Consider the following 24,114-nt stretch of genomic DNA (forward strand, 5'->3'; position numbering starts at 1 on the left):
CTCAGGCCGTCGCCGGTGCGGGCGCCGTCAGCGACCGTTTCCGTCCCCTGACCATGTGCCAGGCACCGAACAGTGCAATCAGGAAACTGAAGGCGCTGGCCTGGAACGAGACGTGGAACCCCTGCTGGCTGGCCTGCAACAGTACCGCACGGCTGAGATGCTCTGTCGCCACAGCGGCCTGCTGCACATCCGAGAGCCCGGCGGCAGCCGCTATCTCGGCGATCTGTGCCAGGTAGGCCTCCGTCACGTGATTGGACGGTTCCTGTGTCGCTGCCAGCAGGTCCTGGAAGAACCCGGTCTGCTGATCCAGCAGGATGGCGAGCAGGTTGACGCCGAACGCCCCGCCGAGCTGGCGGGTGAAGTTCATGGTGGATGAGCCCTGTGCCAGCAGGTGCATGGGCAGCAGCCGCAGCGACCCGGCGCTGAGCGAGGGGAAGATGAAGCCCATGCCCATGCGGCTGATCATGATAAGCCCGGCCAGGGTGAGGAAGTCGGTGTTCACGTCCGCCGACGAGAGCAGATAGAAGGACAGGGCAAACAGGGTCAGCCCGAAACCGGTGATGTAGCCCGGCTCGTAACGGTCGGCCAGGCGGCCGGTGATCGGGATCAGGCAGATCATCGAGAGACCGGCTGGCACCAGCAGAAGGCCCGACTGGGTCGGGGTCAGTCCCTGGATCGTCTGCACGAACAGCGGGATCAGGTAGGTGGAGCCGAACAGGCCCGCGCCCAGCACGAAACTGATGATCCCGGCCCCGATGAAGCCCGGTTGCAGGAAGATGCGGATCTGCAGCATCGGCAGCGGTGTTATCCGTTCCCACCACACGAAGATGACAAAGGCCGCACCGGCCAGGACGAAGCGGCCGATGACCCATGTGTCACGCCAGCCATCGATCTGGCCGTCCGTGAAGGCCGTCAGCAGGCTGATCAGGAATCCCACCAGCAGGCCGAATCCGATCCAGTCGAACTTCGGCCGCTCGTCCGCCGTGGCCCCCGACGGCAGGAAGATGGATGACAGCAGGATGCCGATCATGGCCATCGGCACCCCGGCAAAGAAGACGTAGCGCCAGCCGAAGCCATCCACCAGCAGGCCGCCGATGAAAGGTCCCACCGCCGGGGCCATCACGACGCCGACGCCATAGAGGCCCATGGCCGTGCCGCGCTTTTCCGGCGGGAACACCTGATAGACGGAGACCATGGCCATGGGCTGGATCACGCCGGCGGCCGCCCCCTGCAGGATACGGCTGAGAATCAGGGCGTCGGTGGATGTGCTGAGACCGCCCAGCAGGCCACCCAGCAGGAACAGTCCCAGACAGAAAAGCATCGTTGCCCGCTGTCCGAAGGACTTCATGCACCAGTCCACCAGCAGCATCGTTCCGGTCATCGAGGCCAGGAAGCCCGTGGAAAGCCACTGGGCCGTGATCTGGTCGATACCGAAAGCGCCCATGATGTCAGGAATGGCAACATTCACGATGGTGGCGGCCAGCACTGCCGAAATCGTCGTCGACATGGCCGTCAGCATGGCCAGCCAGCGATAGCCGGGGCCGAAACGCTGGAAAAGGACCTCAGTTGTTTCCGGCATCACCCGCACCGGGCTCACCGGTATCAATGACGACTTCAACCATCATGCCCGGACGCAACAGCGACCGTTGCCCCTGAATGTCGATGCGAACCGGCACCCGCTGCGTCACCTTGGTGAAGTTGCCCGACGGGTTCGGATTGGGCAGCAGGGCGAACTGGCTGGTGGCCGCCGGGCCGATCCAGGTGACACGGCCGGAAAGTTTCATGTCGGGATAGGCGTCAACGGTGATCGCAGCCGTCGAACCGACCGCGAAGCGGTTGATCTCGGTTTCCTTCACGTTCGCCGCAACCCAGACATTCTCCGGATCATGCAGCATCAGCAGGCGCGTGCCGGGCCGGACATATTCGCCTTCCTCGACGAAGGTCCGGTCCACGATGCCGTTGATTCCGCTGATGATATCCAGATCGGAGAGCTGCACCTCATGCTGCTCCAGGCGCGCCTGCAAGGCTGCGGCCTCGGCGGTCAGGGCGCTGAGTTCCTGTTCGATCACCGCGACCCGGATCTCCTCGGCCTCGACCTCGCCCAGTTCCGCCTCGGCCTCCCGCACGGCGGCGCGCGCCTGCAGCAACTGCCGGTCGGCATTGGTGAAGGTGGTACGCAGCCCGTCCAGGCGCTGCGCCGCGATCACCTTGCGCTGGAACAGCTTCTCACCGCGCTTGAGTTCGGTCTCGGCGCTGGCGCGCGTGGCGCTGGCCGCATTCTCGGCGGCAACGGCGACATCGATATGGGCCTTCGCCACCTTCAGGGCGGAACTGTTGCGCCGGATGATCAGACTGCGCTCCGCCTCCAGCCGGGCCCGCTGGGCCACGATCCGGTCGATCTCCGACCGCGCCTCCAGGATCCGCAAGCGCACGGTGCGCTTGTCCATGCTGACCAGCACCTGACCGGGTTTCACCAGATCGCCTGTCCCGACCTGCAGATCGACCACGCGCCCGGCCTCCTGCGCGCTGATCGTCACCATGTCGGAGGCGATACGGGAATCAATGATGAAGACATGCACCTGACGGTCATGGAACCACTTGGCACCGAACCACAGGCCCGCCCCCAGCACCACGGCCAGAACGACAAGGCGGACGATGCGTCCGCGGCGGCCTTCGCGACGGCCACCCTGCTCCGACATGGTCAGTTCCGGGGTCGTGGGGGCGTTCATGCGGCCCTGCCCTGAGCCGGTTCTCCGGCACTTTCGCCGTCGAGGCGTGCCCGCATGATGTCGAAGATCTCGGTACAGCGGGCAAGTTCGGCCGGCGCGAATCCTTCCGTCACTTCCTGGCGCAATCCGTCGGCTATGGCCTCGATCTCCGCCAGCACGGGGATCGCACGCTCCGTCAGATGAACTGTCTTGGCCCGGCGGTCACGGGGATCTGCCCGGCGCTGGATCAGATCAGCCGCTTCGAGCGAATTCAGCAGGCGCACCAGAGTCGGTCCCTCGATCCCGATATGATCGGCAAGCTGGGTCTGCTGCATGCCGTCACCACCGCGCGCGATCTGCAGCAATGCCGTCCAGCGCGCCTGGGTCAGTCCGGTTGACCGCAGGCGCTGATCCAGCTTCCACCGCCAGCGACGCGACATGCGCACCATGGCCAGCGCGAAGCCGATCCTGATCTCGTCTTCCTGTGTGCTCATGGGAAATCATTAGCAAGCTAATCAATTTTCACCAATGCGTTTCACCGGCACCGGCCATGCGGACTTCCGACACCTGGGAGTCACCGTTGCAGGCCTTCACCCGGCATCGACGGACATCAGCAACGTGCGGGGTGCGACCTGCGCGCCTTCCTCGACCGTCACTTCCGTGACCTTGCCGGATGCGCCCGCGACGATCTCGTGCTCCATCTTCATCGCTTCCAGGATCGCGACCACCTGGCCCTTCTTCACCTGGTCACCCGTCTTCGCCAGCAGTTTCAGCACCCGCCCGTTCATGGGTGCCGCGATGGCACCATCGCTGTCCGCCGCCGCTGCCGCGCGGTCCCGCCACGTGGTCTCCTCCGCAATCAGATCCGCCCTTTCGGTCTGCAGGTGCAGCCGGTCATCCACGATGGCGAAGATGGCACGATGGCTGGCCCCGTCCTGACGCCAGACAATCTCGCCCTCACCGAAGCAGCAGCCGTCAAACGCCAGGGACGCCTCGCCGATACTCACCTGGCAATCATCTCCACCGTGCCAGATCACGGACAGTTCCGTGCTCTCCCCAGCCACCTCCAGCACCATCGGGCTGCGGGGGGTCTGGCCGGAACTGCGCCAGCCCTGCCAGGCGGGCGGCACATCGCCGAGATGGTGACGGAACAGGATCACCGCGGCGAGAGCCAGATCCGCATCCGTCGCTTCCGCATGGGCCAGACTGGCCTTGGGAAACTCGGTCTCGATGAAGGCCGTTGTCGCACCGCCCGCGGCGAAGGTGGCATTCTCCAGCGCATCGATCAGAAAGCGACGGTTGGTCTCCAGCCCCAGCAGCTCGGTCCGGCGCAAGGCGTTCGCCAGACGGATGCGCGCCGTATCCCGGTCCGGTCCATGCGCCATGATCTTGGCGATCATCGGATCATAGAACGGTGTGATCTCCTGCCCCTCCGACAGGCCGGCATCGACACGCACACCCTCTCCCTCCGGCACCCGCCAGCGGTGGGCAGTGCCGGTGCGCGGCAGGAATCCCTTGGCCGGACTCTCGGCATAGAGCCGGACCTCGATGGCATGCCCGCTCAGGCTCACCTGTTCCTGCGTCAGCGGCAGTTCGGCACCTTCCGCCACCCGGATCTGCCATTCGACAAGGTCGGTGCCGGTGATCATCTCCGTTACCGGATGCTCCACCTGCAGGCGGGTGTTCATCTCCAGGAAATAGAAGGCCCCACTCTCGTCCAGCAGGAACTCCACGGTGCCCGCTCCGCGATAGCCGATGGACTTCGCAGCCTGCACGGCCGCCTCCCCCATGGCCGCGCGGATCTCCGGCGTCACGGCAGGGCTCGGCGCTTCCTCGATCACCTTCTGGTGGCGGCGCTGGACGGAGCAGTCACGCTCCCCCAGGTGAATGACGTTGCCATGGGAATCCGCAAAGACCTGGATCTCCACATGCCGGGGCCGCACCACCGCACGCTCCAGGATCAGGCGATCATCGCCGAAGGCATTCTTCGCCTCCGACCGCGCGGTCTTCAGCGCCCGCTCCAGCTTCGCCGGATCGTCGACCAGACGCATGCCGCGCCCGCCGCCACCGGCACTGGCCTTCACCATCAGCGGGAAACCGATCCGTTCCGCCTCGGCCAGCAGGCGGGCGTCGTCCTGCTCCGCATCCTGATAGCCCGGCACACAGGGCACGCCCGCGTCGATCATGCGCAGCTTCGACCGCGCCTTGTCCCCCATCAGGTCAATCGCCTCGATGGGGGGGCCGACAAAGGTCAGCCCCGCATCGGCACAGGCGCTGGCAAACCCGGCGTTCTCGCTCAGGAAGCCATAGCCGGGATGCACGGCATCCGCCCCGCTTGCCGCCACTGCCGCCAGTATCCGTTCCACGGAAAGATAGCTCTCGCCCACGGGGGCCGGGCCGATCAGGACGGCCTGATCCGCCATAGCCACGTGCGGCGCGCCGGTATCGGCGGCCGAATGCACGGCCACGGTTCGAATTCCCAGCCGCTTCGCGGTGCGAATGACCCGACAGGCGATCTCGCCACGGTTGGCAACCAGCAAGGTCCGGATCGTCATCTGCGCCCTCCCCAAGGCCGTCGTGAGCTACCCCGGGGAAGCTAGAACAATGTTCTGCCGTCGGGAAGCCTCCGTAACGCATAGGCGACCTCACCACGCCAAAATGGATGACATCGAAAATGATGAGAAAAAATTCTCAAAAGACAGATTTCTAACGAAATCAATCAAATTTCATAACTATTGCCGCGCAAAGTCAACATTACATTATCAAGAATATTACTGTTTCTGAAAGTTGTATTTCCCATCACTATTGTTCGAAGTTGGCGCAAGCCTGCCAACGGCGCCAGATCGACGGCCTCAAAATCACTGATTACCAGCTCCTGCAAACTCTTCAATGCGGCAAGAGCGCTGATATCCAACAGTCGATTGCCTGCGATAGAGAAACTCTTCAGATCAATCAAGTTGCCGAGAGCCGTCAGGTCACTCACCTGGTTTGCCTGCACCCTTAGGCTGGTGAGGCTGGTGAGGTTGCCGAGAGCCGTCAGGTCACTCACCTGGTTTGCCTGCACCCTTAGGCTGGTGAGGCTGGTGAGGTTGCCGAGAGCCGTCAGGTCACTCACCTGATTTGCGTGCACCGTGAGGCTGGTGAGATGCCGCAATTCCTCAAGAGGTCGAATACTTGTTTGCTCAGGAAGCTTGAGACTTTCCAGATTGTCCAAACCAGCAAGGTGAGCTCCCCACCTAAGCATATCAAAATTTGTGGGGTCTATCCCCTCAGCATACGTAACGATTGACGCGGTTGAGAGGTGGCCCGACAAATCTGGACAGTTGAGTTAGGTGGATTTTCTGCTCCCAATCCGGCAGCGTTGCCGGGACGAAGGAGCGAAGATGACAAGACGACCCAGGCGGAACCACAGCCCTGCCTTCAAAGCGAAAGTCGCATTGGCGGCGCTGAAGGGCGACAGGACGATGAGCGAGCTGGCGACGCAGTTCGACCTGCATCCCAATCAGATCAAGCAGTGGAAGGATCAGCTGCTTGAGGGCGTAACGGGTGTCTTCGATGACACGCCAAAGGCCGCGAAAGAGCCGCAGATCGACGTAAAGTCCCTGCACGCGAAGATTGGCCAGCTGGCGCTGGAAAACGATTTTTTAGAGGGCGCGCTCGACAAGGCCGGTCTGTTGCCGAGCGCAAGGAAATGACGGGCCCGGACCACAGGCTGAGCCTGACACGGCAAGCCCGGCTTCTCGGGATCAGCCGGGGCAGCCTGTATTACGCGCCGCGCCCGACCAGTGCGGCGGACCTCAAGCTTATGCGCAGAATTGACGAGTTGCACATGGACTACCCGTTCGCGGGCAGCCGTATGATGAAAGGGTTGCTGCGGCAGGAAGGCTTCACGGCCGGGCGGCTGCACGTGGCAACCTGCATGAAAACGATGGGCATTGAGGCGCTCTATCGCAGACCGAACACCAGCAAGCCTGCGCCCGGTCACAGGATCTATCCCTACCTGCTGCGCAAGCTGGCCGTGACGCAGCCCAATCAGGTCTGGGCCATGGATATTACCTACATTCCCATGGCCCGAGGGTTCGTCTATCTGGTCGCCGTTCTGGACTGGTTCAGCCGCAAGGTTCTGGCCTGGCGGCTGTCGGTGACGCTGGAAACAGCGCCGTGTCTGGAGGCCTTGAATGATGCCCTGCGCAGATATGGCAAGCCGGAGATCATGAACTCGGACCAAGGATCACAGTTCACGTCCATTGACTTCATCAAGGCGCTGAAGGACGCCGACATCCAGATCAGCATGGATGGCAAGGGCGCTTGGCGCGATAACGTGTTTGTCGAACGGCTCTGGCGCAGCGTCAAATACGAGGAGGTCTATCTGCACGCCTATGAAAGCGTGTCAGCCGCCCGACAGGGCATCGACCGATACCTGGCCTTCTACAACACAAGGAGACCGCATTCATCGCTGGAAGGGCAAACGCCCGATCAGGCATATCACATCAAGTTGCAACCAATCCCGGTGGCGGCATAACCAAGCGGAAAATCCACCTAAGAAACGGCTCGAAACTGTTCAAACGAACCGAACCACCTCTGTTGCGTGACCGTGACAGCCTTCCCGGATAAGGGGAGGGAATGATGGTCTCAATTGTGCCGCCTTTGCAGGTTTCTTGCACGGGCCGTGATGCTGACCACCATCATATTGAGATTCGCCAGTTGGCGAAGTCACTTGACGGTGTCGGGCGTCTTTCTTCATCAATACTAGGATTTTACCTTCAAGGTGAGGTTAGAAAGGATTATAGGGCGCAAGATTTTCGCATTTACACTGGCCCACCCCAAGAGAATGGTGTATTATTTGAAATATTCGCGTTGATGAATTCGTCGCAGTTGCCGTTATATGCCCCTATGTTAGTTGAAGTGGGTGAGAGTTTTTTGCCGTGGATATGGTCGGCTGTGGTTGGTCGCGGAAGTGGAGACGCTAAATTGACCGAGAAGGCGCTTGATATGCTGGACAAGCAAGCTGAACGGCACGATGCATTCGCAAACGTGGTTCACGCGGGCCAGATGCGCGACAAGGCATGGATGCAGGAGCAAATAACCGCTCTGACGCACGTTAACCGGACGGCGCTTCGCGAACTTCCGGCTCCGGTAGGGCATTCGTGCAACGATCAGGTGATTTACAAGAATTCAGTGTCGCCGACGATCATTGATGAGCCGGTTGCTCAAGCGTTAAGGTCGAAGGGTGAAATGGAGGTTGCGGACGAGATGGAAACAACAATGACCATTCGGTCACTGAACCTCGATACTGGTACTGGTTCTGCGGATTGGGACGGGGAAGAAGGTGGCCGAATTTCGATCAAAGTTACTGATCCCGCACTGGCTCTGCCAAAGAACGTTTACAGTGGATCTTTGGATGGGCAAATCCCGATAGCCGTAACTGCGAAACCGGTCTTGAAAGACGGAGAGATTTCGCGGCTGTACGTCAGCGATGCTCGGGCCAAATGATCTCGCTTCGCAAGGCTCTGAAAGAAGGCAAGCTGGAAGAGTTCATCCGAGAGCATGAGAAGGACGCCCCCGGCGATCTGGAGAAGCTGGACAAGGCCATCAAGCGTCCTGCTTCGGATAAGTCGAAAGCAACTCCGAAAGCATCGTCTCGGGGCGCATCCGACGATTGAAGCGGTACTCGAATTCCTTGGCGTAGCGCTCAAGGTACTCCGGGGATACGCTGGTGTGCGTTCCCTTGATGGAGCATTTCAGGTGACGCCAGAAGTTCTCAATGGCGTTGACCGTGGTGCCGTCTTCGGCAACGTACTGCCCGGTCGAATGATTGACCGTCCCGTGGTCGTAACCGGCTTCTGACAGCCCATTGTAGGACTTGAGCTCGTCGGTATCGACCATCGTGCCTTTGGCAACGTTGGCCTCGATGATCGGCTGGAGAGTGGCGCGGCGGACATTGGGAACAACCTTGAGCATCAGGTTGCCTTCACGCTGGAGCATACCAAATACGACCGTCTTGCCAGCGGCACCACGACCGCGTTTGCCCTTGCGGACACCGCCAACCATGGTTTCGTCAATCTCGACCGTGTGACCGGCACCGCCCAAGGGGGCTTCGCCGTCGATCTCGGCCATGTGCTCACGGACCTTCTGGCCCATGCGCCATGCCGTCTTGTAGGTCACGCCAGTCTGACGCTGGATCTCCTTCGCGGAGACCCCGTGTCGTGTCGTGGTGAACAGGAAGATCACATAGAACCACGTCTGGAGCGACGTGCGGGACTTCTCGAAGATCGTGCCAACTGTAGGATGGATATGATGACCGCACCACTGGCAGGAGAAGGCGCGTTCGGCCTTGATCGGATACCAGCGGGCTTCACGCTCGCACTTGGGGCAGACGTGATCCTGGCCGAACCGAACGTCGAACAGGTGCGCCAAGCAGGCATCGTCATCATGGAACTGCTTGAAGAATTCACGGACTGTCGTCGGCTTGGGCATGGATCATTTCTCCTATGCCCTTTAGATGGTGACCGTCCTACCGTATGTCAAGGGGATAGACCCCAAATTTGTCCCGAAAAACACCAGGCTTTTGACATTCTTCAATAGGGCCAAATCTTCCGGACGTTGAATTTCCGCACTTGCGCCAGTAAAATCCAAAATCTCGACTTTCCGGGCAAAATTACTTTCAAGTTTTTTCCCGGACAACAACATTTCAAGCACAATTTTCTCGGCTTCGACCACATCCGGATCTCTCTGCCGCACGCCCACTTCTCCAGGCTTTCGCCGAGAAACCTTCAGACGCTCGCTTGTAGCCTCAAGTGCTGATGCGAGCCCACGAATCTGATCATAGGCAAGGTCCCGAACGCGCCCATTGAATGCGCTCCATTCCTTGTGCCAAATCTGAGCAACATCGGCGCCAATTCTTATGCCGTCAGCCGTCTTGACCAGTATGTCCGGAAGCATGGACATCGCCTTGCTCGCAGAATGGTACCAGCGCGCAACGACAGGTCTGATACGGATCTGGGATTGGATCGAGTGGCCGAGATTGGCACTATCCTGGAGTTGACGATGAAGCTTTTCGACCTCCCTGGAGCCTGGAATCGCCATCTGATCGAGATCTGCGCGTGCTGACAGCGATCCGGCAACAACATTTTCCGCACCTCTCGAGATGTTGGCAAATGCACCGTCATTTCCGAACCGGAGGGTTTCCTCTGCAACGACGGCGTCGTCATACTTCTCCTGCGCCTGAGATCTATATTCGTCGAGCGCAGTTCCAACCGCTCCGTAAAGTCGCATGATTGCGAGGTCCAAAGGGCAATCACGCGTGAAGTATACTTCGTCATCATCCTGCGAATCCGGTTCTGCACCCTCCAAATAGAAGTGATCACGACGAACCAGCGGGAGCATATGACGAGCGAAGTTCAGGGGCTCGAGACACCCCTCGGCAGTTCCATCCTTGAGGTGCCTGAGCGAACTGGAGATTTCCTGCAGCGCTTCAATGGGGAATTCGCGCGGAAGCAGGTTGACACCGCGCAGAGTGTCTGCTGCCGCTTCAGCTTCCCTAGCAACTTGCTCCAGTTCACGCATGAGCTGTGGGTTCGGAGCGACATGATCCAACGCCATGTCACAAAGCATATGAGACTATCGGGGATCTTGCCAGTGGGCTCAATGAAGCCGGAGCGAATTAACGCCATTGGGCGCTTCTTCTTCAGCCAACACGCCTAAAAATTGCAGATCCTCACCACCCAGACAGCTGGACTTCCGGGTGGACGGGGTCATCCACCGCAAGAACGCCAATGTTCTGGAAAACTGGAGCGGGCGATGAGATTCGAACTCACGACCCTAACCTTGGCAAGGTTATGCTCTACCCCTGAGCTACGCCCGCTCGCGAGGTCGGGGATTTAAGCCAGTTCGGCGGGACTGGCAACCCCCAATTTCAGCCATTCAACAACTGGATTGCCGGGTCGACCGGCGACGGCGTCAACCGGTGGGGCTTGTCGTGTCCTCGATCCCCGCTTCCGCCAGCATCTCCCGCACCTCCGCCACGACATCCTTCAGGTGGAACGGCTTGGAGAGCACTTTCGCGGGGGCGCGATGGCGGCGGTTGGACTGCATCGCGACGGCGGCGAAACCGGTGATGAACATGACCTTGATGTTGGGGTCCGCCCGCTCGGCCCGGCGCGCCAGCTCGATTCCGTCGATCTCCGGCATCACGACGTCGGCCAGCAGCAGGTCGAAACGATTCGGTCCCAGATGCACCAGGGCCTCGATCCCGTCCCGCGCGGCAATGACCTCATGACCATCGCGCCGCAGCGCACGTGCGAGATAGGGACGGAGGGAGTTGTCATCTTCCGCCAGCAGTATGCGCGCCATGCCTTGATCGCCCCGAGCCGTTGTACCGTGTCACGGTCGACAGGGTGGCAGAACCATCCAGTCCTGCACAACTGTCCACCGCGTCTGTTCAACTCACGTTAAGGCCAATTTGCGAAGAAAGCGTTGCATTGCTCACAGATTGCCGGATAGCTGAACATCATGCAGATCGACCCGCGCCTCGTCCTGATCGACCCGCCGCTGGCCATTCACCAGCCAGCGAGCCAGACATTGCCCGTGGTGCTGACCTCTCCGCATTCCGGTCGCGACTATCCGGCACAGTTTCAGGCGGCCTCCCGTCTCGACACGCTGGCCCTGCGAAAATCGGAGGACAGCTTTGTCGAGGAGATATTCCTGGCCGCCAGCCGTCTGGGCGCCCCGCTGCTGCGGGCCCGGTTTCCCAGGGCCTATTGCGACGTGAACAGGGAACCCTACGAACTGGACCCGACCATGTTCGACGACGACCTGCCCGCCCACGCGAACACCAGCTCGGTGCGCGTGGCCGGCGGTCTGGGCACGATTGCCCGGGTGGTGGCGGGGGGCGAGGACATCTATCGCGCCAAACTGCCCTACGCGGAGGCGGAGCGTCGCATCCGACACTACTACCGCCCCTACCATGCTGCGCTGGCGGAGCTTGTCGACACCACCCTGGCGCAGTTCGGGCAGTGCATCCTGATCGACTGCCACTCCATGCCCTCCATCGCGTTGCCGGTGGCCGGGCGCAGGGTTGGTGACAGGCCGGATATCGTGCTGGGTGACCGGTTCGGGACTTCCTGCCACCGCGATCTGACCGACAGGGTCGAGACCGAACTCAGCGCCCTCGGCTATCGCGTCGGTCGCAACGCGCCCTATGCCGGCGGTTTCACCACCGCACACTACGGACGTCCCGCCATGGGACTGCATGCGCTGCAGATCGAGATCAACCGCGCCCTCTACATGGATGAGGCCCGGTTCACCCGCCGCCCGGAACTGCATAGGATCAGTCAGGACATGGCGGAAATGGTGCGGCGCATCATGTCCAGCATCTCGTTCACCTGACATTCGGATACCGGCACCAGGCAAAAAAAATAGGCCGCCCCGTTGCCGGGACGGCCCAAGTCTAGGGAGGAAACGCCCAATCAGGGCCACGGCAGAGAGCAGACTCTCATGCCGCAGGAGCGAGCATATCTCGCAATTGCGAAAAGAAACAAGGGAAAAATTTCCGTCAGGGAATTCGCGCCCGTTTCCGTCTGCCCGAACTGGCCTGGTGCTTGCTTTTCAGAAACCCATGAAAATATTCAGCCACATCCCCGACCGCGCCCCCCTGGCCCTGTTCTGCGGCCTCATCATGCTCGCGCTTGCCGTGCCTGTTGCGGCGAAACCCGTGGAAACAGAGACCCGTGCGTCCATCTGCCGTGACGCGGCGCTGGCGGCGGAGCGTCGCCACAATATCCCCAGCGGACTGCTGGCTGCGGTCGCCGTGGTCGAATCAGGCCGGGCAATTCATGCCGGGGCGGACATTTCTGCCTGGCCCTGGACGATCCATGCCGAGGGTCGGGGCCGCTGGCACGACGCGAAGTCCGAAGCGGTTGCCGCTGTGCAGGCGCTGAAGGCGAAGGGCGTGAAGAACATTGATGTCGGCTGCATGCAGGTGAACCTGCGCTATCACCCGGAAGCCTTCGACGATCTGGAAGGCGCGTTCGACCCGGCGACGAACGTCGAGTATGCCGCGACCTTCGTGAAACAGCTCTTTGCGGAGACCCGGTCGTGGTCACGGGCGATCTCCTTCTACCACAACCGCGAGCCGCAGCGCGCCAATGCCTACCGCCGCAAGGTCATGGCCGCCTGGGCCGGGGAACGTCAGCACGCCGTGAACCAGATCCGGCTGGCCAGCAAGCCCGCCACCGGCATCAGGTTCCGCACCAGTTCGAGCCAGGTGCGCAACCTGCGCCTGCGCCCGTCACCCTATATCAGTGTGAAATCCGGCCAGCCGCGCATTCGCGGCTATTGAGTGTCCCACAGGCTGCCAGGTCAGGCTGTGATCCAACCGTCGCCACGGCATATCTGCCCCTGATTGCAGGAAGATGACACTGTCTTCGTTCTGAAATACTGCCGCGCCATAAGACACCCGTATGTTCCGCCAGCGGGAGGGTGCCATGGCTGATCCGAAACCCTACAACGTGCTGTTCCTGTGCACGGGCAATTCAGCGCGAAGCATCATCGCGGAAGCGATACTCGCCCGGGAAGGCATGGGGCGGTTCAATGCCTACTCGGCGGGCAGCAACCCTGCGGGCAAGGTCCATCCCTACGCAGAGGAACTGCTGCGCAATCTCAATCACGACGTGAGCGGGCTCCGGTCCAAGAACTGGGACGAATTCGGCGCACCGGACGCACCACAGCTCGATTTCGTCTTCACGGTCTGTGACAACGCGGCGCAGGAGGTGTGTCCGATCTGGCCCGGGCAGCCGATGACAGCCCATTGGGGTCTGCCGGACCCGGCAGGCGTCGAAGGGGTGGAGGCCGTCAAGCGACAGGCATTCACCGAGACCTACCGCATGCTGAACAACAGGATCTCGATCTTCGTCAACCTGCCGCTGAGCAGTCTGGACCGGACGCGGCTGCAGTCCAGGCTCACCGAAATCGGCAAGGACAAGACGAAGACCGCCTGAGGGACAGCGACTGACATGACAGCTACGACCGGCAAGCGCCTCGTGGCGGAGGCCCTGGGGACCGCGATCCTGCTGGCGACCGTCGTCGGGTCCGGAATCATGGGCCAGACCCTGGCCCAGGGAAACGACGCCATTGCCCTGCTTGGCAATACGATCGCCACGGGCGCAATTCTCGTGGTGCTGATCGTGATGTTCGGTCCGCTGTCCGGTGCGCATTTCAACCCTGCCGTCACCCTGGTGTTCCTGTTGCGGGGGGAAATCACGGCGCTCATCGCGGCGGTCTACGTCGTGTTCCAGGTGGCGGGCGGCATTGCCGGCGTGATGGCAGCGCACGTCATGTTCGAGATGGACATGATCAGCGCCTTTGCCCGCCCCCGTACCGGCATCGGACAGTGGTTCGCGGAGGGCGTGGCAACCTTCGGACTGGTGCTGACGATCCTTGGCACCGTGCGCCATCGGCCGGCCTGGGTGGGACCGGCAGTCGGCCTCTACATCACCGCCGGGTACTGGTTCACCGCCTCCACCAGCTTCGCCAATCCCGCCGTCACCATTGCCCGCAGCCTGACCGACAGCTTTGCCGGCATCGGTGCCGCCGATGTTCCGGGGTTCATCCTGTCACAGGTTGCCGGAGCGGCCATTGCCTGGGCCGTGGGCAGGTATCTCTTCGACGACGACTGAGACCAGCCGGACGGTGACGCGCGGTGCCGTCACGGGTCCGGACACTGCCGGAGCCGGATCAGGAGGCGTCCGACCGGCTGCGCTCCAGCTCTGCCTTGAACTCCGGCACCAGTTCCTTCAGCAGGGTCAGGGTGCGATCCGTCCGCCGGGCATGGGCATGGGACCTGAGTTCGTCCAGGGCACGACGCAGGATGGCGAGATCGACCGCGCGCGGGGAGGCAAGGAAGACACCCTCCACGGCGGTCGCATCATCGGTCTCGGAGTTGTGCAACAGCTCCTCGTAGAGCTTCTCGCCGGGACGCAGGCCGGTGAAGGCGATCTCCACATCCCGGTCCGGCCTGAGACCGGCGAGGCGGATCATCATCCGCGCCAGGTCCTGGATGCGTACCGGGTCCCCCATGTCGAGCACATGAATCCGCCCCGTCTCCGTGCTGCCGGTGCCCCGGTGCGCGGCCGCTGCCAGCACCAGTTCCACCGCCTCGCGGATGGTCATGAAATAGCGGGTGATCTCCGGATGGGTGACGGTCAGGGGCCCGCCCGCCGCAAGCTGGCGCTGAAACAGCGGCACCACGGAACCGGTGGACCCCAGGACATTGCCGAAGCGAACCGTGACGAAGCGCGGCGTACCGCCGGCGCCGGCGCATTCGATATCCAGAGCCTGCGCATAGGCCTCGGCCAGCCGTTTCGTCGCGCCCATCACATTTGCCGGATTCACCGCCTTGTCGGACGAAATCAGCACCACCACGCCAACGCCATGCGCGCGACAGGCATCGGCCACATTCCGCGTGCCGATGACGTTTGTCAGCACACCTTCCTCGACATTGGCTTCCACCAGCGGCACATGCTTCAGCGCGGCGGCGTGAAACACGATATCCGGCCTGAAACCGGCGATGACGCCGTTCATCCGCTCGGAATCGCGCACATCGGCAAGCGTCATGTGGCGGCGCAGCTCCGGCCAGCGCTCGGACACCTCCATGTCGATGGTATAGAGCGCGAACTCCGACAGATCGACCAGCGACAGTTCTGACGGGCCGAGTTCCGCAACCTGTCGCACCAGTTCGCTGCCGATCGAGCCCCCCGCGCCGGTCACCAGCACGCGCTTGCCCGTGATCAGCCCCTGCATCGCCGCGCGATCCAGCCGCTTCTGCGGTCGGCCCAGCAGATCCTCCACCTGGACCTGGCGGACTTCGATCCGGTTGACGCCGACCCCGGTCTCCAGCGCGCCCATGTCCGGCACCCGGCTGAGCGGCAGACCGATCTTCTCCGTCCGTTCCAGCAGATCGTGCAGCAGGTCCGGGTTCAGTTCGCGCTTGGTGACGATGGCGCGCTGCGGACGGCGGTGCCTGGCCTCCAGCGTGGAGACGACGGAGGCCATGTCGTCCAGCCCGCCCATCACCGGCACCCCGCGAATGGCCCGCCCGACCCGCTTTCCCGACTCGTCCAGGATGGCGACGGGGCGATAGCTGGTCGTGCCGCGATCCACCTCCCGCAGGAAAAGCTCCGTCCCTGATCCGGCGCCGATCAGCAGCACGGGGACGGCCTCCCCACGCGCCTTGCGCGCCAGGCCGAGGGAGCCGAGTCCCCCCTCCACCCGCAGGCGCAGCAGCAGCCGCGGTCCGACAAGCAGCGCCACCAGCAGGATATAGTTGATGAACGGCACCGTGCGCGGCAGCGTGTCGAGCCGGTTGTAGGCGAACAGCGCGAGATAGGAGAAGAGCACCACGATGGCGGTCGCCTGCAGGATCCTCACCAGATCCCGCATCGAGACATAGCGCCAGACCCCGCGGTGCAGCCCGAACAGGGCGAAGACAACCAGCGACAGGGGCACGAGGACCAGCGTCGCCTCCAGCCACATGTGCGACGTGATCTCGTACCCGCCCAGACCGTAGCGCAGGATCATCGCCCCGATGAAGGCCATCGGCGCGGCGGCCACATCCCAGGCCAGACTCATGTAGGGTTTGAAACGCAGACGCATCAGCGCGGATATCCCGGAAAAGGGGCGATTCACGCTTCTTATCACGCGAAATGTGATTGGTGAAACATCAGCCACATGGTGCAGCGCGTCGACGGAGGCCAAACGCCGCATCGCTTGCCGCCTTTCTGTCCCGATGATAGGTACACCGCGCGTCGGCACTGTTCCGGCGCAGGCCTGATTTCATGACCGGGAAGAGAATGCCATGTCGCTAGACAAGGACACCGTGCGGCGCGTCGCCAGACTGGCGCGGATCGAGGTGGCGGAGGATCGGCTGGAGGCCCTGGGCCAGGAGCTGAACCAGATCATCGGCTTTGTCGAGCAACTGGACGAAGTCGACACGTCCGCGGTCGCGCCCATGACGTCGGTCGCGAAGCAGAAACTGCGCTGGCGGGCCGATGAGGTCACCAGCGGCGGACAGGCGGAAAAGGTGACGGCGAATGCACCGTCATCCGACATGAATTTCTTCGTTGTGCCGAAGGTGGTCGAGTAATGGCAGCGAACAGTGAACTGACCGGCCTGACACTGGCCCAGGCGCGCGATGCGCTGGCGAAGGGCGAGACGACCAGTGTCGAACTGACCGAGGCCTATATCGACGCCGTCGCCGCTGCGCGGTCGCTGAATGCCTTCGTCACCGAGACACCGGAGAAGGCGATGGAGATGGCGAAGGCCTCCGACGCGCGGCGTGCGTCGGGCACGGTCGGCGCCATGGAGGGCCTGCCGCTGGGCATCAAGGACCTGTTCTGCACGAAGGACGTGCTGAGCACCGCCAGCAGCCACATCCTCGACGGGTTTCAGCCGCCCTATGAGTCCACCGTGACCACGAACCTGTGGAACGCAGGCGCGGTGATGCTGGGCAAGCTGAACATGGATGAATTCGCCATGGGCTCGTCCAACGAGACCAGCTACTACGGCCCCGTCGCCAATCCCTGGCGGCCGGAGGGCGACAACCGCACCTTCGTGCCCGGTGGCTCGTCCGGCGGATCGGCCAGTTCGGTCGCGGCGGAGATCGTGGTGGCGGCAACCGGTACGGACACCGGCGGTTCCATCCGCCAGCCCGCGTCCTTCACCGGCATCGTTGGTGCGAAACCGACCTATGGCCGCTGTTCACGCTTCGGCGTCGTGGCCTTTGCCTCTTCGCTGGATCAGGCCGGACCGATGACACGCACCGTGCGGGATGCGGCGATCATGATGGGATCCATGGTCGGGTTCGACCCGATGGATTCCACCTCCGTCGACATGCCCGTCCCGGATTTCGAGAGCGCCCTGACCGGGGACATCCGCGGCCTGAAGATCGGCGTTCCGGCGGAATACCGCATCGACGGCATGCCCCCGGAGATCGAGAAACTGTGGCAGCAGGGTGAAGCCTGGCTGCGGGACGCGGGCGCGGAGATCGTGCCGATCAGCCTGCCGCACACGAAGTATGCCCTGCCGGCCTATTACATCGTCGCCCCGGCGGAAGCCTCCTCGAACCTGGCGCGATACGACGGGATGCGGTTCGGCCTGCGCGTCGATGGCCAGGACCTGACGGAGACCTACGAGAAGACGCGGGCGGAGGGCTTCGGGGCGGAGGTCCAGCGCCGCATCATGATCGGCACCTATGTGCTGTCGGCGGGATACTACGACGCCTATTACCTGAAGGCGCAGAAGGTCCGGACCCTGATCGGACAGGATTTCGAGCAGGCCTTCGGGCAGGTGGATGCGATCCTGACCCCAACCGCACCCTCCGCCGCCTTCGCGGCAGGGGAGAAATCAGGTGACCCGATCGCCATGTACCTGAACGACGTGTTCACGGTCCCTGCCTCCATGGCCGGGCTGCCGGGCATGTCGGTACCGGCGGGCCTGTCGGACAACGGCATGCCGCTGGGGCTGCAGGTGCTGGCCCCGGCATTCGACGAGATGACCATGTTCCGTGTGGGGGGTGTGCTGGAAAGTGCCGCCGCCTTCTCCGCACGGCCCAACAAGTGGTGGCTGGCATGAGAGACATCCCGACCAATCCCGACAACCTGATTGCGGGCGAGACCGGTGACTGGGAAATCGTCATGGGTCTGGAGATCCATGCCCAGGTATCCTCGAACGCCAAGCTGTTCTCCGGCGCCTCGACCGAGTTCGGTGCCGATCCCAACAGCCAGGTCAGCTTCGTCGACGCGGGCCTGCCCGGCATGCTGCCGACCATCAACGAACGCTGCGTCGAGCAGGCCGTGCGCACCGGCATGGGCCTGAATGCGGAGATCAATCTCTATTCCGTGTTCGACCGGAAGAACTATTTCTATCCCGACCTGCCGCAGGGCTATCAGATCAGCCAGTTCAAGCAGCCCATCGTCGGGCGTGGTTCCGTCACGATCGAGCTGTCGGACGGCACCACCAAGGAAATCGGCGTGGAGCGGCTGCATCTGGAGCAGGATGCGGGCAAGAGCCTGCACGACCAGCATCCTTCGCAGACCTATGTCGACCTGAACCGCTGCGGCGTGGCGCTGATGGAGATCGTCTCCGACCCCGACATGCGCTCGGCGGAGGAAGCCTCCGCCTATGTGGAGAAGGTGCAGCGCATCGTGCGCTATGTCGGTTCCTGCGATGGCGTCATGGCGGAAGGGTCCCTGCGCGCGGACGTCAATGTCTCCGTGCGCCGTCCGGGCGGCCCGCTGGGCACGCGCTGCGAGATCAAGAACGTCAATTCCATGCGTTTCATCCGCCAGGCCATCGAACATGAGGCCCGCCGCCAGATCGAGATCCTGGAGGATGGTGGCACCATCGACCAGGAAACCCGGCTCTACGACCCGAACAAGGGTGTCACCCGCTCCATGCGGTCGAAGGAGGAAGCGCACGACTATCGCTACTTCCCCGATCCCGACCTGCTGCCGCTGGAAATGGAACAGGAATGGGTGGACGCGATCCGCGCCAGCCTGCCGGAACTGCCGGACGCAAAGAAGGCCCGCTTCATGGCCGACTTCGGCCTGTCCGAATATGACGCCCGGACGCTGGTCTCGGACCGGGAATCCGCCGACTACTACGAAGCCGTGGCCAGCGGGCGTGACCCGAAGCTGTCGGCCAACTGGGTGACGACGGACCTGTTCGGATATCTGAACCGTACCGGCATCAACATCGCCGAAAGCCCCATCAAGGCAACGCAGCTCGGCCAGTTGATCGACCGCATCGTCGACAAGACCATTTCCGGCCGCATCGCCAAGGAAGTGTTCGAGGTGATGTGCGAAACCCATCAGGACCCGGACGCGATCATCGAGGAAAAGGGGCTGAAGCAGGTCACCGACGAAGGCGCGATCACGGCGGTCGTCGATCAGGTGATCGCGGAGAACCCGGACAAGGTGGCGGACGTGCAGGGCGGCAAGGAGAAGCTGCTCGGCTGGTTCACCGGTCAGGTCATGAAGCTGTCAGGCGGCAAGGCCAACCCGCAGGCCGTCAACAAGATCCTGCGCGAGAAGATCCTGGGCGACTGACCCGTACCTCTGTCGATGCCGTGCCCGGGCTTGCCCCGGGTACCCAGCGGTGCCGCACGCCGGGCTCGCAGATCAGGTCTGCGAGTAGCGTGAACAGGCAGATCGCGGTCCGTTGCGCGACCGCTGTCACCTCATTCGCTGGTGGTCGGGGTGGCGGCGGCCTTCTCCTCGAACTTCACCTTCGGCTCGGGAAGGCTGCAGTCCTTCCTGGCCGCGACTTCGCGCAGCCAGAGATTGCGGCGGCGATAGGAGTCGATCTCGATCCGCTCCGCGTCCTTGAAGTCCATGAAGAAGAGCGGCACCAGGAGGAAGGCGCCCGCAATACCGAGAGCGACGTTCTTGCCGGTTGCATCCTCACCAGGCAGCCGACGGATGATCTCGGCCTCGTTCGCGGCGATCTCGTGGCGCAGTCCCTCGCAGGTCCGCCCCTCGTCACCCGGCTGGTACTGAACAACCGGATTCGGCGACGAACCACCACAGGCTGCCAGCAGGAGTGACGAAGCAACGACCGTCGAGACCGCAAAGGATGCGCGCATTTTTGATTCCAGTACCCGTAATGTTGAATATCAGGCACCGGAATACAGGAGAAAGTCAGGCAGAGAGCAAAAAACATCACCTGACGCGCGCATTCTTTCCGAACCAGCTACGTGTCGGGCACCTCGTGTGCGATACGGCTACCCCGCTGCCTTCGTCTTGTCGCGATAGAGCTGGTAGAGCTTCTGCACCTTGGGTGCTGCCAGATAGGCGATATAGGGCTGGGTCGGATTCCGGGCTGCGTAGTTCTGGTGGTAGTCCTCCCCGTCGAAGAAGGTGTCCAGCGGCTCCAGCACCGTGGCGATGGGCTTGTCGAAGACACCGGCTTCGTTGATCTGGGCGATATAGGCCTCCGCCACGCGCTTCTGCTCCTCGTCCAGCCAGAAGATGGCGGAGCGGTACTGACGGCCGATGTCGTTGCCCTGCCGGTCCTTCTGGGTCGGGTCGTGGGCCACGGCGAAGAAGATCTTCAGCAGTTCGCCATAGCTGATCAGGTTCGGGTCGTAGCGCACCTCGATCACTTCCGCATGGTCGGTGCGGCCGGTGCAGACGCTGCGGTAGTCGGCGGTTTCCGCCGTGCCGCCCGCATAGCCGGAGACCACCGAATGCACGCCCTTCAGTTCCAGATAGACCGCCTCCACGCACCAGAAGCAGCCACCGGCGAGGATCGCGATCTGCTCCTCCTCAGTCGGTGCGACATCGATCGCGGGATCCGGAAAGTCCTTCGACACCACACCAAAGGCACCGTCGTCGCGCTTGCTGCCGAATAGAGCCATGATCCGTTCCTCCGTTGGCGTTTCCGTGTCCCCTGCAGGTGGTCCCCGCCGGGTTGATTGTCAAACCGTTCCGTCGTCCAGCAGCTTCCTGAGTTCACCCTTCTGGATCTTGCCCGTGGCTGTCATGGCGAACTCGGTCACGAAGCGGACAAGGCGCGGGGTCTTGTAGCCGGCCATGTTGGCGCGGCAATGTTCCTGCACCGCTTCCACGGTCAGGGACGCGCCCGGCCTGCACAGGATGAAGGCGCCCACTTCCTCCCCGAACAGCCTGTCGGGCACACCGATGACGGCACAGAGTGACACCTCCGGCAGCATGTAGAGAACGTCCTCGACCTCGGTGGAGTATATGTTCTCCCCGCCGCGGATGATCATGTCCTTGGCCCTGTCCACCAGGAACAGGTAACCGTCCGGGTCGCGATAGCCCAGGTCGCCGGTATGCAGCCAGCCACCGCGCAGGGTCTCCTCCGTCGCTTCCGGTCGGTTGAGGTAGCCGACCATGTTCTGCGGCCCCCGGCTGACCAGTTCACCCACCGTACCATGCGGCACCTCGCGGTCCAGTTCATCGACCACACGCAGTTCGCTGCCCGGGATCGCGACACCGACGGACCCGATCTTCCTGAAGGCTTCCGCCGAGGAGAGCGCCACCAGCATCCCCGTACTCTCCGTCTGGCCCATGCAGTGGACCAGCCCGGCATTCGGATACATGTCCTGCACCGCCTGCAGCCGGTCCATGGCCATCGGCGCTGCACCGAATCCGATCATCCGCACATGACTGAAGTCCAGTTCCTGCTTCAGCGGGTGCTGTTCCATCATCAGTAACTGGCTCGGCACGGCGAAGAAGGCGTCGATCCGCTCTTCGGCGATCACCCGCATCGTCTGTTCTGTCTGATAGCTGTCGATGACCAGGGTCGCACCCAGGGTCAGGGTCACCAGAAAGAAGACGTGGCTGGCGATATGAAACATGGGTGTGCAGGCGAGGAACCGCATGTCGGTGCCCGGATACTCCCAGGCCTCCGGCATCATCAGCGCACCGGCGATCAGGCTGTGATGGGTATGAATGACGCCCTTGGGGGTGCCCGTGGTGCCGGAGGTGTAATAAATCGCGGCATGGTCATGCACATCGATGCCACTGCTCGGCTGCCAGTCACCGGCATCGGGCGGCGGCGGGTCACGGTCCACCACGAAGCGCGGCGGAGACCGCTCCGCCAGCACCAGCGCCGCATCGATCAGATCGTCGAAGCGGCTTTCCTGAACGAACAGCACCGGTGCCGAGTCCTGCACCATGAAGGCCAGTTCGCGCGGTACCAGTTTCGGGTTGATCGGCACCGCGACCGCCCCCGCGCCAAGGATCGCCAGGTACCAGACCGCATAGTGATCCGAATTGTCGACCAGCAGTTCCACCCGATCACCGGGCCGCACGCCGTATTGGTCGGTCAGCAGCGCGCGTGTGGCCTGGATCCGGCGCATCATCGCGCCATAGCTGGTCTTCCGCCCCTGGAACTCCATCGCGGTCCGGTCCGGGGCATGTGCCGCCGCGCGCGCGACCAGGTCGGTGAAGGTCAGGTCACCGTTGATGCCATAGCGATCCCGCATCTCGGCCACGAAATCATCCGGGGTGACGTCATAGCGACGCGACCGGGCTTGCAGCAGCGGGAAACGGGCCGCCCCGTCTCCACCCGTCATGCCGCGGGCCGCCAGGCGCCACCGGCCTGTTCCATGCCGCCCAGTGCCTGATAGACCGCGTCCACCAGCCCCTGACCGCGCTCGTTGAGCAACAGCCCCTCTCCCATCCGGTTCATGGTGTAGCCGAAACTGATGCCGGTCTCGGGATCGGCGAACCCGAGGGAGCCACCCGCGCCGACATGGCCGAAGGCGCGCCGCCCGATGATCGCGCCTTCGATCCCCAGCGCGCGATTGTCCATGGACTTCATGAAGCCCGGTGCAAAGCGGGTCGGGATCTGCAGGGTGGCATCACGACCGGTGGCCATGGAAATGGCCTCCATGTCCGCCAGCGTTGCCGCATCCACCAGATCCACGCCGTCCCATGAGCCGCCATTGGCGAAGGGTCGATACATACCCTCCAGCCCCCGGCCATTGGTGATGCCTCCCGCGCCGCCGAGCTCCGCCACATGTCCCTCGCGGCTGTTGCAGCCCTTCGACAGGAACCCGCCGGAATTGAACAGGAACAGGTGCGGGATGGAACCGGGCTGGTTCAGCCCGACCTCCAGGAACGGCGGCTGGGCATCGCCCGGTTCGTGCCTGCGGAAGATCATCGGCGCCACGCGCGGTTCGATCTCCTCCGGCAGGCCGATCCAGAAGTCGAGGCCAAGGGGTTCGGCGATCACGTCCCGGAAATACTCGCCCAGCGACTTGCCCGACGCCCGACGCACCAGTTCGCCGACCGTCCAGCCGAAGGTCAGCCCGTGATAGCCGTTGCGGTCACCCGGTCGCCAGAACGGTTCCTCCGCCGCCAGGCGCTCGCACATGTAGTCCCAGTCATAGATGCCGTCGGTCTTCAGCTTCTCCCGCAGCACCGGCACCCCGACCGAATGGTCCAGCATCATGCGCACGGTGGCATCCTGCTTGTTGCCCGCCGCGAACTCCGGCCAGATATCGCCCACGGGCGTGGCCAGGTCGAAGGCCCCCTGGCTGATCAGCGTGTGGGCGCAGATCGCCGTGGCCCCCTTGGTGCAGGAAAAGACCACGGATACCGTGTCTTCCTGCCAGGGTGCCTGCGTCTTCTGATTGGCGATCCCGCCCCACAGGTCCGCCACGATCTCTCCGTGCAGGGCCACGCGCAGGCTGGCGCCGACCTCTCCGAACTCGGAGAAATTGCGCGCGAACGCTTCCCTGACAGGCGCGAACTGGTCCGCCACCTGCCCATGAACAGCCGTATCCGACATCCGGTTCCCTCCCCCGAAACGCATGAGCGAACAGTCTACAGCGCTCCGGTGCCAGATGAAATCACGCTGAGATCACTGCAGGAATCACTGC

The 24,114-nt window shown here is 62.9% G+C and carries 22 protein-coding genes and 1 tRNA gene; 9 read left to right on the top strand and 14 right to left on the bottom strand.

Annotated features, from left to right (window positions below; genetic code table 11):
* Nucleotide 1: 1 nt before the first annotated feature.
* The 5 genes from QGV55_RS15120 to QGV55_RS15140 all read right to left on the bottom strand — a co-directional run bounded on the left by QGV55_RS15120 (nucleotide 2) and on the right by QGV55_RS15140 (nucleotide 5,922).
* Nucleotides 2–1,579, bottom strand: a complete 1,578-nt coding sequence (locus QGV55_RS15120; RefSeq protein WP_281019818.1) for a DHA2 family efflux MFS transporter permease subunit — start codon at nucleotides 1,577–1,579, stop codon at nucleotides 2–4.
* The gene (locus tag QGV55_RS15125) at nucleotides 1,563–2,729 is read right to left on the bottom strand and encodes an HlyD family secretion protein (protein WP_281023679.1); all 1,167 of its coding nucleotides are present in this window, start codon (nucleotides 2,727–2,729) and stop codon (nucleotides 1,563–1,565) included. Before QGV55_RS15125 ends, QGV55_RS15120 begins: the two co-directional genes overlap by 17 nt.
* Nucleotides 2,726–3,202 carry a MarR family transcriptional regulator gene (locus tag QGV55_RS15130; protein ID WP_281019816.1) on the bottom strand — a complete coding sequence of 159 codons (477 nt, stop codon included), beginning with the start codon at nucleotides 3,200–3,202 and terminating at the stop codon, nucleotides 2,726–2,728. The genes QGV55_RS15125 and QGV55_RS15130 overlap by 4 nt, the downstream gene beginning before the upstream one ends.
* Nucleotides 3,203–3,298: 96 nt before the next feature.
* The gene (locus QGV55_RS15135; RefSeq protein ID WP_281019814.1) at nucleotides 3,299–5,263 is read right to left on the bottom strand and encodes an acetyl-CoA carboxylase biotin carboxylase subunit; all 1,965 of its coding nucleotides are present in this window, start codon (nucleotides 5,261–5,263) and stop codon (nucleotides 3,299–3,301) included.
* 164 nt (nucleotides 5,264–5,427) lie between these two features.
* Complete coding sequence (locus QGV55_RS15140) at nucleotides 5,428–5,922, bottom strand: leucine-rich repeat domain-containing protein (protein WP_281019813.1); 495 nt, start codon at nucleotides 5,920–5,922, stop codon at nucleotides 5,428–5,430.
* Between the two features lie 169 nt (nucleotides 5,923–6,091).
* On the opposite strand from QGV55_RS15140, the gene QGV55_RS15145 reads away from it, so the two are divergent.
* Nucleotides 6,092–7,230, top strand: a protein-coding gene (locus QGV55_RS15145; RefSeq protein WP_281015974.1) for an IS3 family transposase whose coding sequence is annotated in 2 segments (ribosomal slippage) — nucleotides 6,092–6,356 and nucleotides 6,356–7,230 — 1,140 coding nt in all. Because the reading frame shifts where the segments join, the coding sequence is not laid out codon by codon here.
* Nucleotides 7,231–7,334: 104 nt separating this feature from the next.
* Entirely contained in the window at nucleotides 7,335–8,201 is an 867-nt protein-coding gene (locus QGV55_RS15150; protein ID WP_281019981.1) for a hypothetical protein, read from the top strand.
* Between the two features lie 99 nt (nucleotides 8,202–8,300).
* Here the strand turns inward: QGV55_RS15150 and QGV55_RS15155 are convergent, their stop codons facing one another.
* The 4 genes from QGV55_RS15155 to QGV55_RS15170 form a co-directional block, all read right to left on the bottom strand.
* A complete protein-coding gene (locus QGV55_RS15155; RefSeq protein WP_281019982.1) occupies nucleotides 8,301–9,185 on the bottom strand; it encodes an IS1595 family transposase in 885 nt (294 codons plus the stop codon).
* A gap of 21 nt (nucleotides 9,186–9,206) precedes the next feature.
* The gene (locus QGV55_RS15160; protein WP_281019812.1) at nucleotides 9,207–10,274 is read right to left on the bottom strand and encodes a hypothetical protein; all 1,068 of its coding nucleotides are present in this window, start codon (nucleotides 10,272–10,274) and stop codon (nucleotides 9,207–9,209) included.
* A 223-nt stretch (nucleotides 10,275–10,497) separates the two neighbouring features.
* Nucleotides 10,498–10,572, bottom strand: a tRNA-Gly gene (locus QGV55_RS15165).
* 95 nt (nucleotides 10,573–10,667) lie between these two features.
* Nucleotides 10,668–11,060 (bottom strand): response regulator, encoded by a 393-nt coding sequence (locus QGV55_RS15170; RefSeq protein ID WP_281019811.1) that lies wholly within the window; start codon nucleotides 11,058–11,060, stop codon nucleotides 10,668–10,670.
* Between the two features lie 159 nt (nucleotides 11,061–11,219).
* Between QGV55_RS15170 and QGV55_RS15175 the strand changes: the two genes are divergently transcribed.
* The 4 genes from QGV55_RS15175 (at nucleotide 11,220) to QGV55_RS15190 (ending at nucleotide 14,383) form a co-directional block, all read left to right on the top strand.
* Entirely contained in the window at nucleotides 11,220–12,095 is an 876-nt protein-coding gene (locus tag QGV55_RS15175; protein WP_281019810.1) for an N-formylglutamate amidohydrolase, read from the top strand.
* Nucleotides 12,096–12,324: 229 nt separating this feature from the next.
* The gene (locus tag QGV55_RS15180) at nucleotides 12,325–13,047 is read left to right on the top strand and encodes a transglycosylase SLT domain-containing protein (protein WP_281019809.1); all 723 of its coding nucleotides are present in this window, start codon (nucleotides 12,325–12,327) and stop codon (nucleotides 13,045–13,047) included.
* Nucleotides 13,048–13,192: 145 nt separating this feature from the next.
* A complete protein-coding gene (locus QGV55_RS15185) occupies nucleotides 13,193–13,705 on the top strand; it encodes an arsenate reductase ArsC (protein WP_281019808.1) in 513 nt (170 codons plus the stop codon).
* A 15-nt stretch (nucleotides 13,706–13,720) separates the two neighbouring features.
* Nucleotides 13,721–14,383 (top strand): MIP/aquaporin family protein, encoded by a 663-nt coding sequence (locus QGV55_RS15190; protein WP_281019807.1) that lies wholly within the window; start codon nucleotides 13,721–13,723, stop codon nucleotides 14,381–14,383.
* A 58-nt stretch (nucleotides 14,384–14,441) separates the two neighbouring features.
* On the opposite strand, the gene QGV55_RS15195 is transcribed toward QGV55_RS15190, so the two are convergent.
* Nucleotides 14,442–16,358: a nucleoside-diphosphate sugar epimerase/dehydratase gene (locus QGV55_RS15195; protein ID WP_281019806.1), complete on the bottom strand. Its 1,917-nt coding sequence runs from the start codon at nucleotides 16,356–16,358 to the stop codon at nucleotides 14,442–14,444.
* 202 nt (nucleotides 16,359–16,560) lie between these two features.
* Between QGV55_RS15195 and gatC the strand changes: the two genes are divergently transcribed.
* Genes gatC through gatB form a run of 3 tightly spaced genes read left to right on the top strand, consistent with a single transcriptional unit; the run spans nucleotide 16,561 to nucleotide 19,810 of the window.
* Entirely contained in the window at nucleotides 16,561–16,848 is a 288-nt protein-coding gene (gatC, locus tag QGV55_RS15200; RefSeq protein ID WP_281019805.1) for an Asp-tRNA(Asn)/Glu-tRNA(Gln) amidotransferase subunit GatC, read from the top strand.
* Nucleotides 16,848–18,335, top strand: a complete 1,488-nt coding sequence (gene gatA, locus QGV55_RS15205; RefSeq protein WP_281019804.1) for an Asp-tRNA(Asn)/Glu-tRNA(Gln) amidotransferase subunit GatA — start codon at nucleotides 16,848–16,850, stop codon at nucleotides 18,333–18,335. Before gatC ends, gatA begins: the two co-directional genes overlap by 1 nt.
* Nucleotides 18,332–19,810, top strand: coding sequence for an Asp-tRNA(Asn)/Glu-tRNA(Gln) amidotransferase subunit GatB (gene gatB / locus QGV55_RS15210; RefSeq protein ID WP_281019803.1), 1,479 nt, complete (start codon nucleotides 18,332–18,334; stop codon nucleotides 19,808–19,810). Before gatA ends, gatB begins: the two co-directional genes overlap by 4 nt.
* A gap of 131 nt (nucleotides 19,811–19,941) precedes the next feature.
* Here gatB and QGV55_RS15215 read toward each other — a convergent pair whose 3' ends face one another.
* The 4 genes from QGV55_RS15215 to QGV55_RS15230 form a co-directional block, all read right to left on the bottom strand.
* Nucleotides 19,942–20,346 (bottom strand): hypothetical protein, encoded by a 405-nt coding sequence (locus QGV55_RS15215; protein WP_281019802.1) that lies wholly within the window; start codon nucleotides 20,344–20,346, stop codon nucleotides 19,942–19,944.
* Between the two features lie 138 nt (nucleotides 20,347–20,484).
* Entirely contained in the window at nucleotides 20,485–21,120 is a 636-nt protein-coding gene (gene msrA / locus QGV55_RS15220) for a peptide-methionine (S)-S-oxide reductase MsrA (RefSeq protein ID WP_281019801.1), read from the bottom strand.
* 60 nt (nucleotides 21,121–21,180) lie between these two features.
* Nucleotides 21,181–22,803, bottom strand: a complete 1,623-nt coding sequence (locus QGV55_RS15225) for an AMP-binding protein (protein ID WP_281019800.1) — start codon at nucleotides 22,801–22,803, stop codon at nucleotides 21,181–21,183.
* Nucleotides 22,800–24,023, bottom strand: a complete 1,224-nt coding sequence (locus tag QGV55_RS15230) for a serine hydrolase domain-containing protein (RefSeq protein ID WP_281019799.1) — start codon at nucleotides 24,021–24,023, stop codon at nucleotides 22,800–22,802. The genes QGV55_RS15225 and QGV55_RS15230 overlap by 4 nt, the downstream gene beginning before the upstream one ends.
* Nucleotides 24,024–24,114: the final 91 nt, after the last annotated feature.

This window comes from Minwuia sp. IMCC3009, from assembly GCF_029909415.1.
Lineage (GTDB): Bacteria > Pseudomonadota > Alphaproteobacteria > Minwuiales > Minwuiaceae > Minwuia.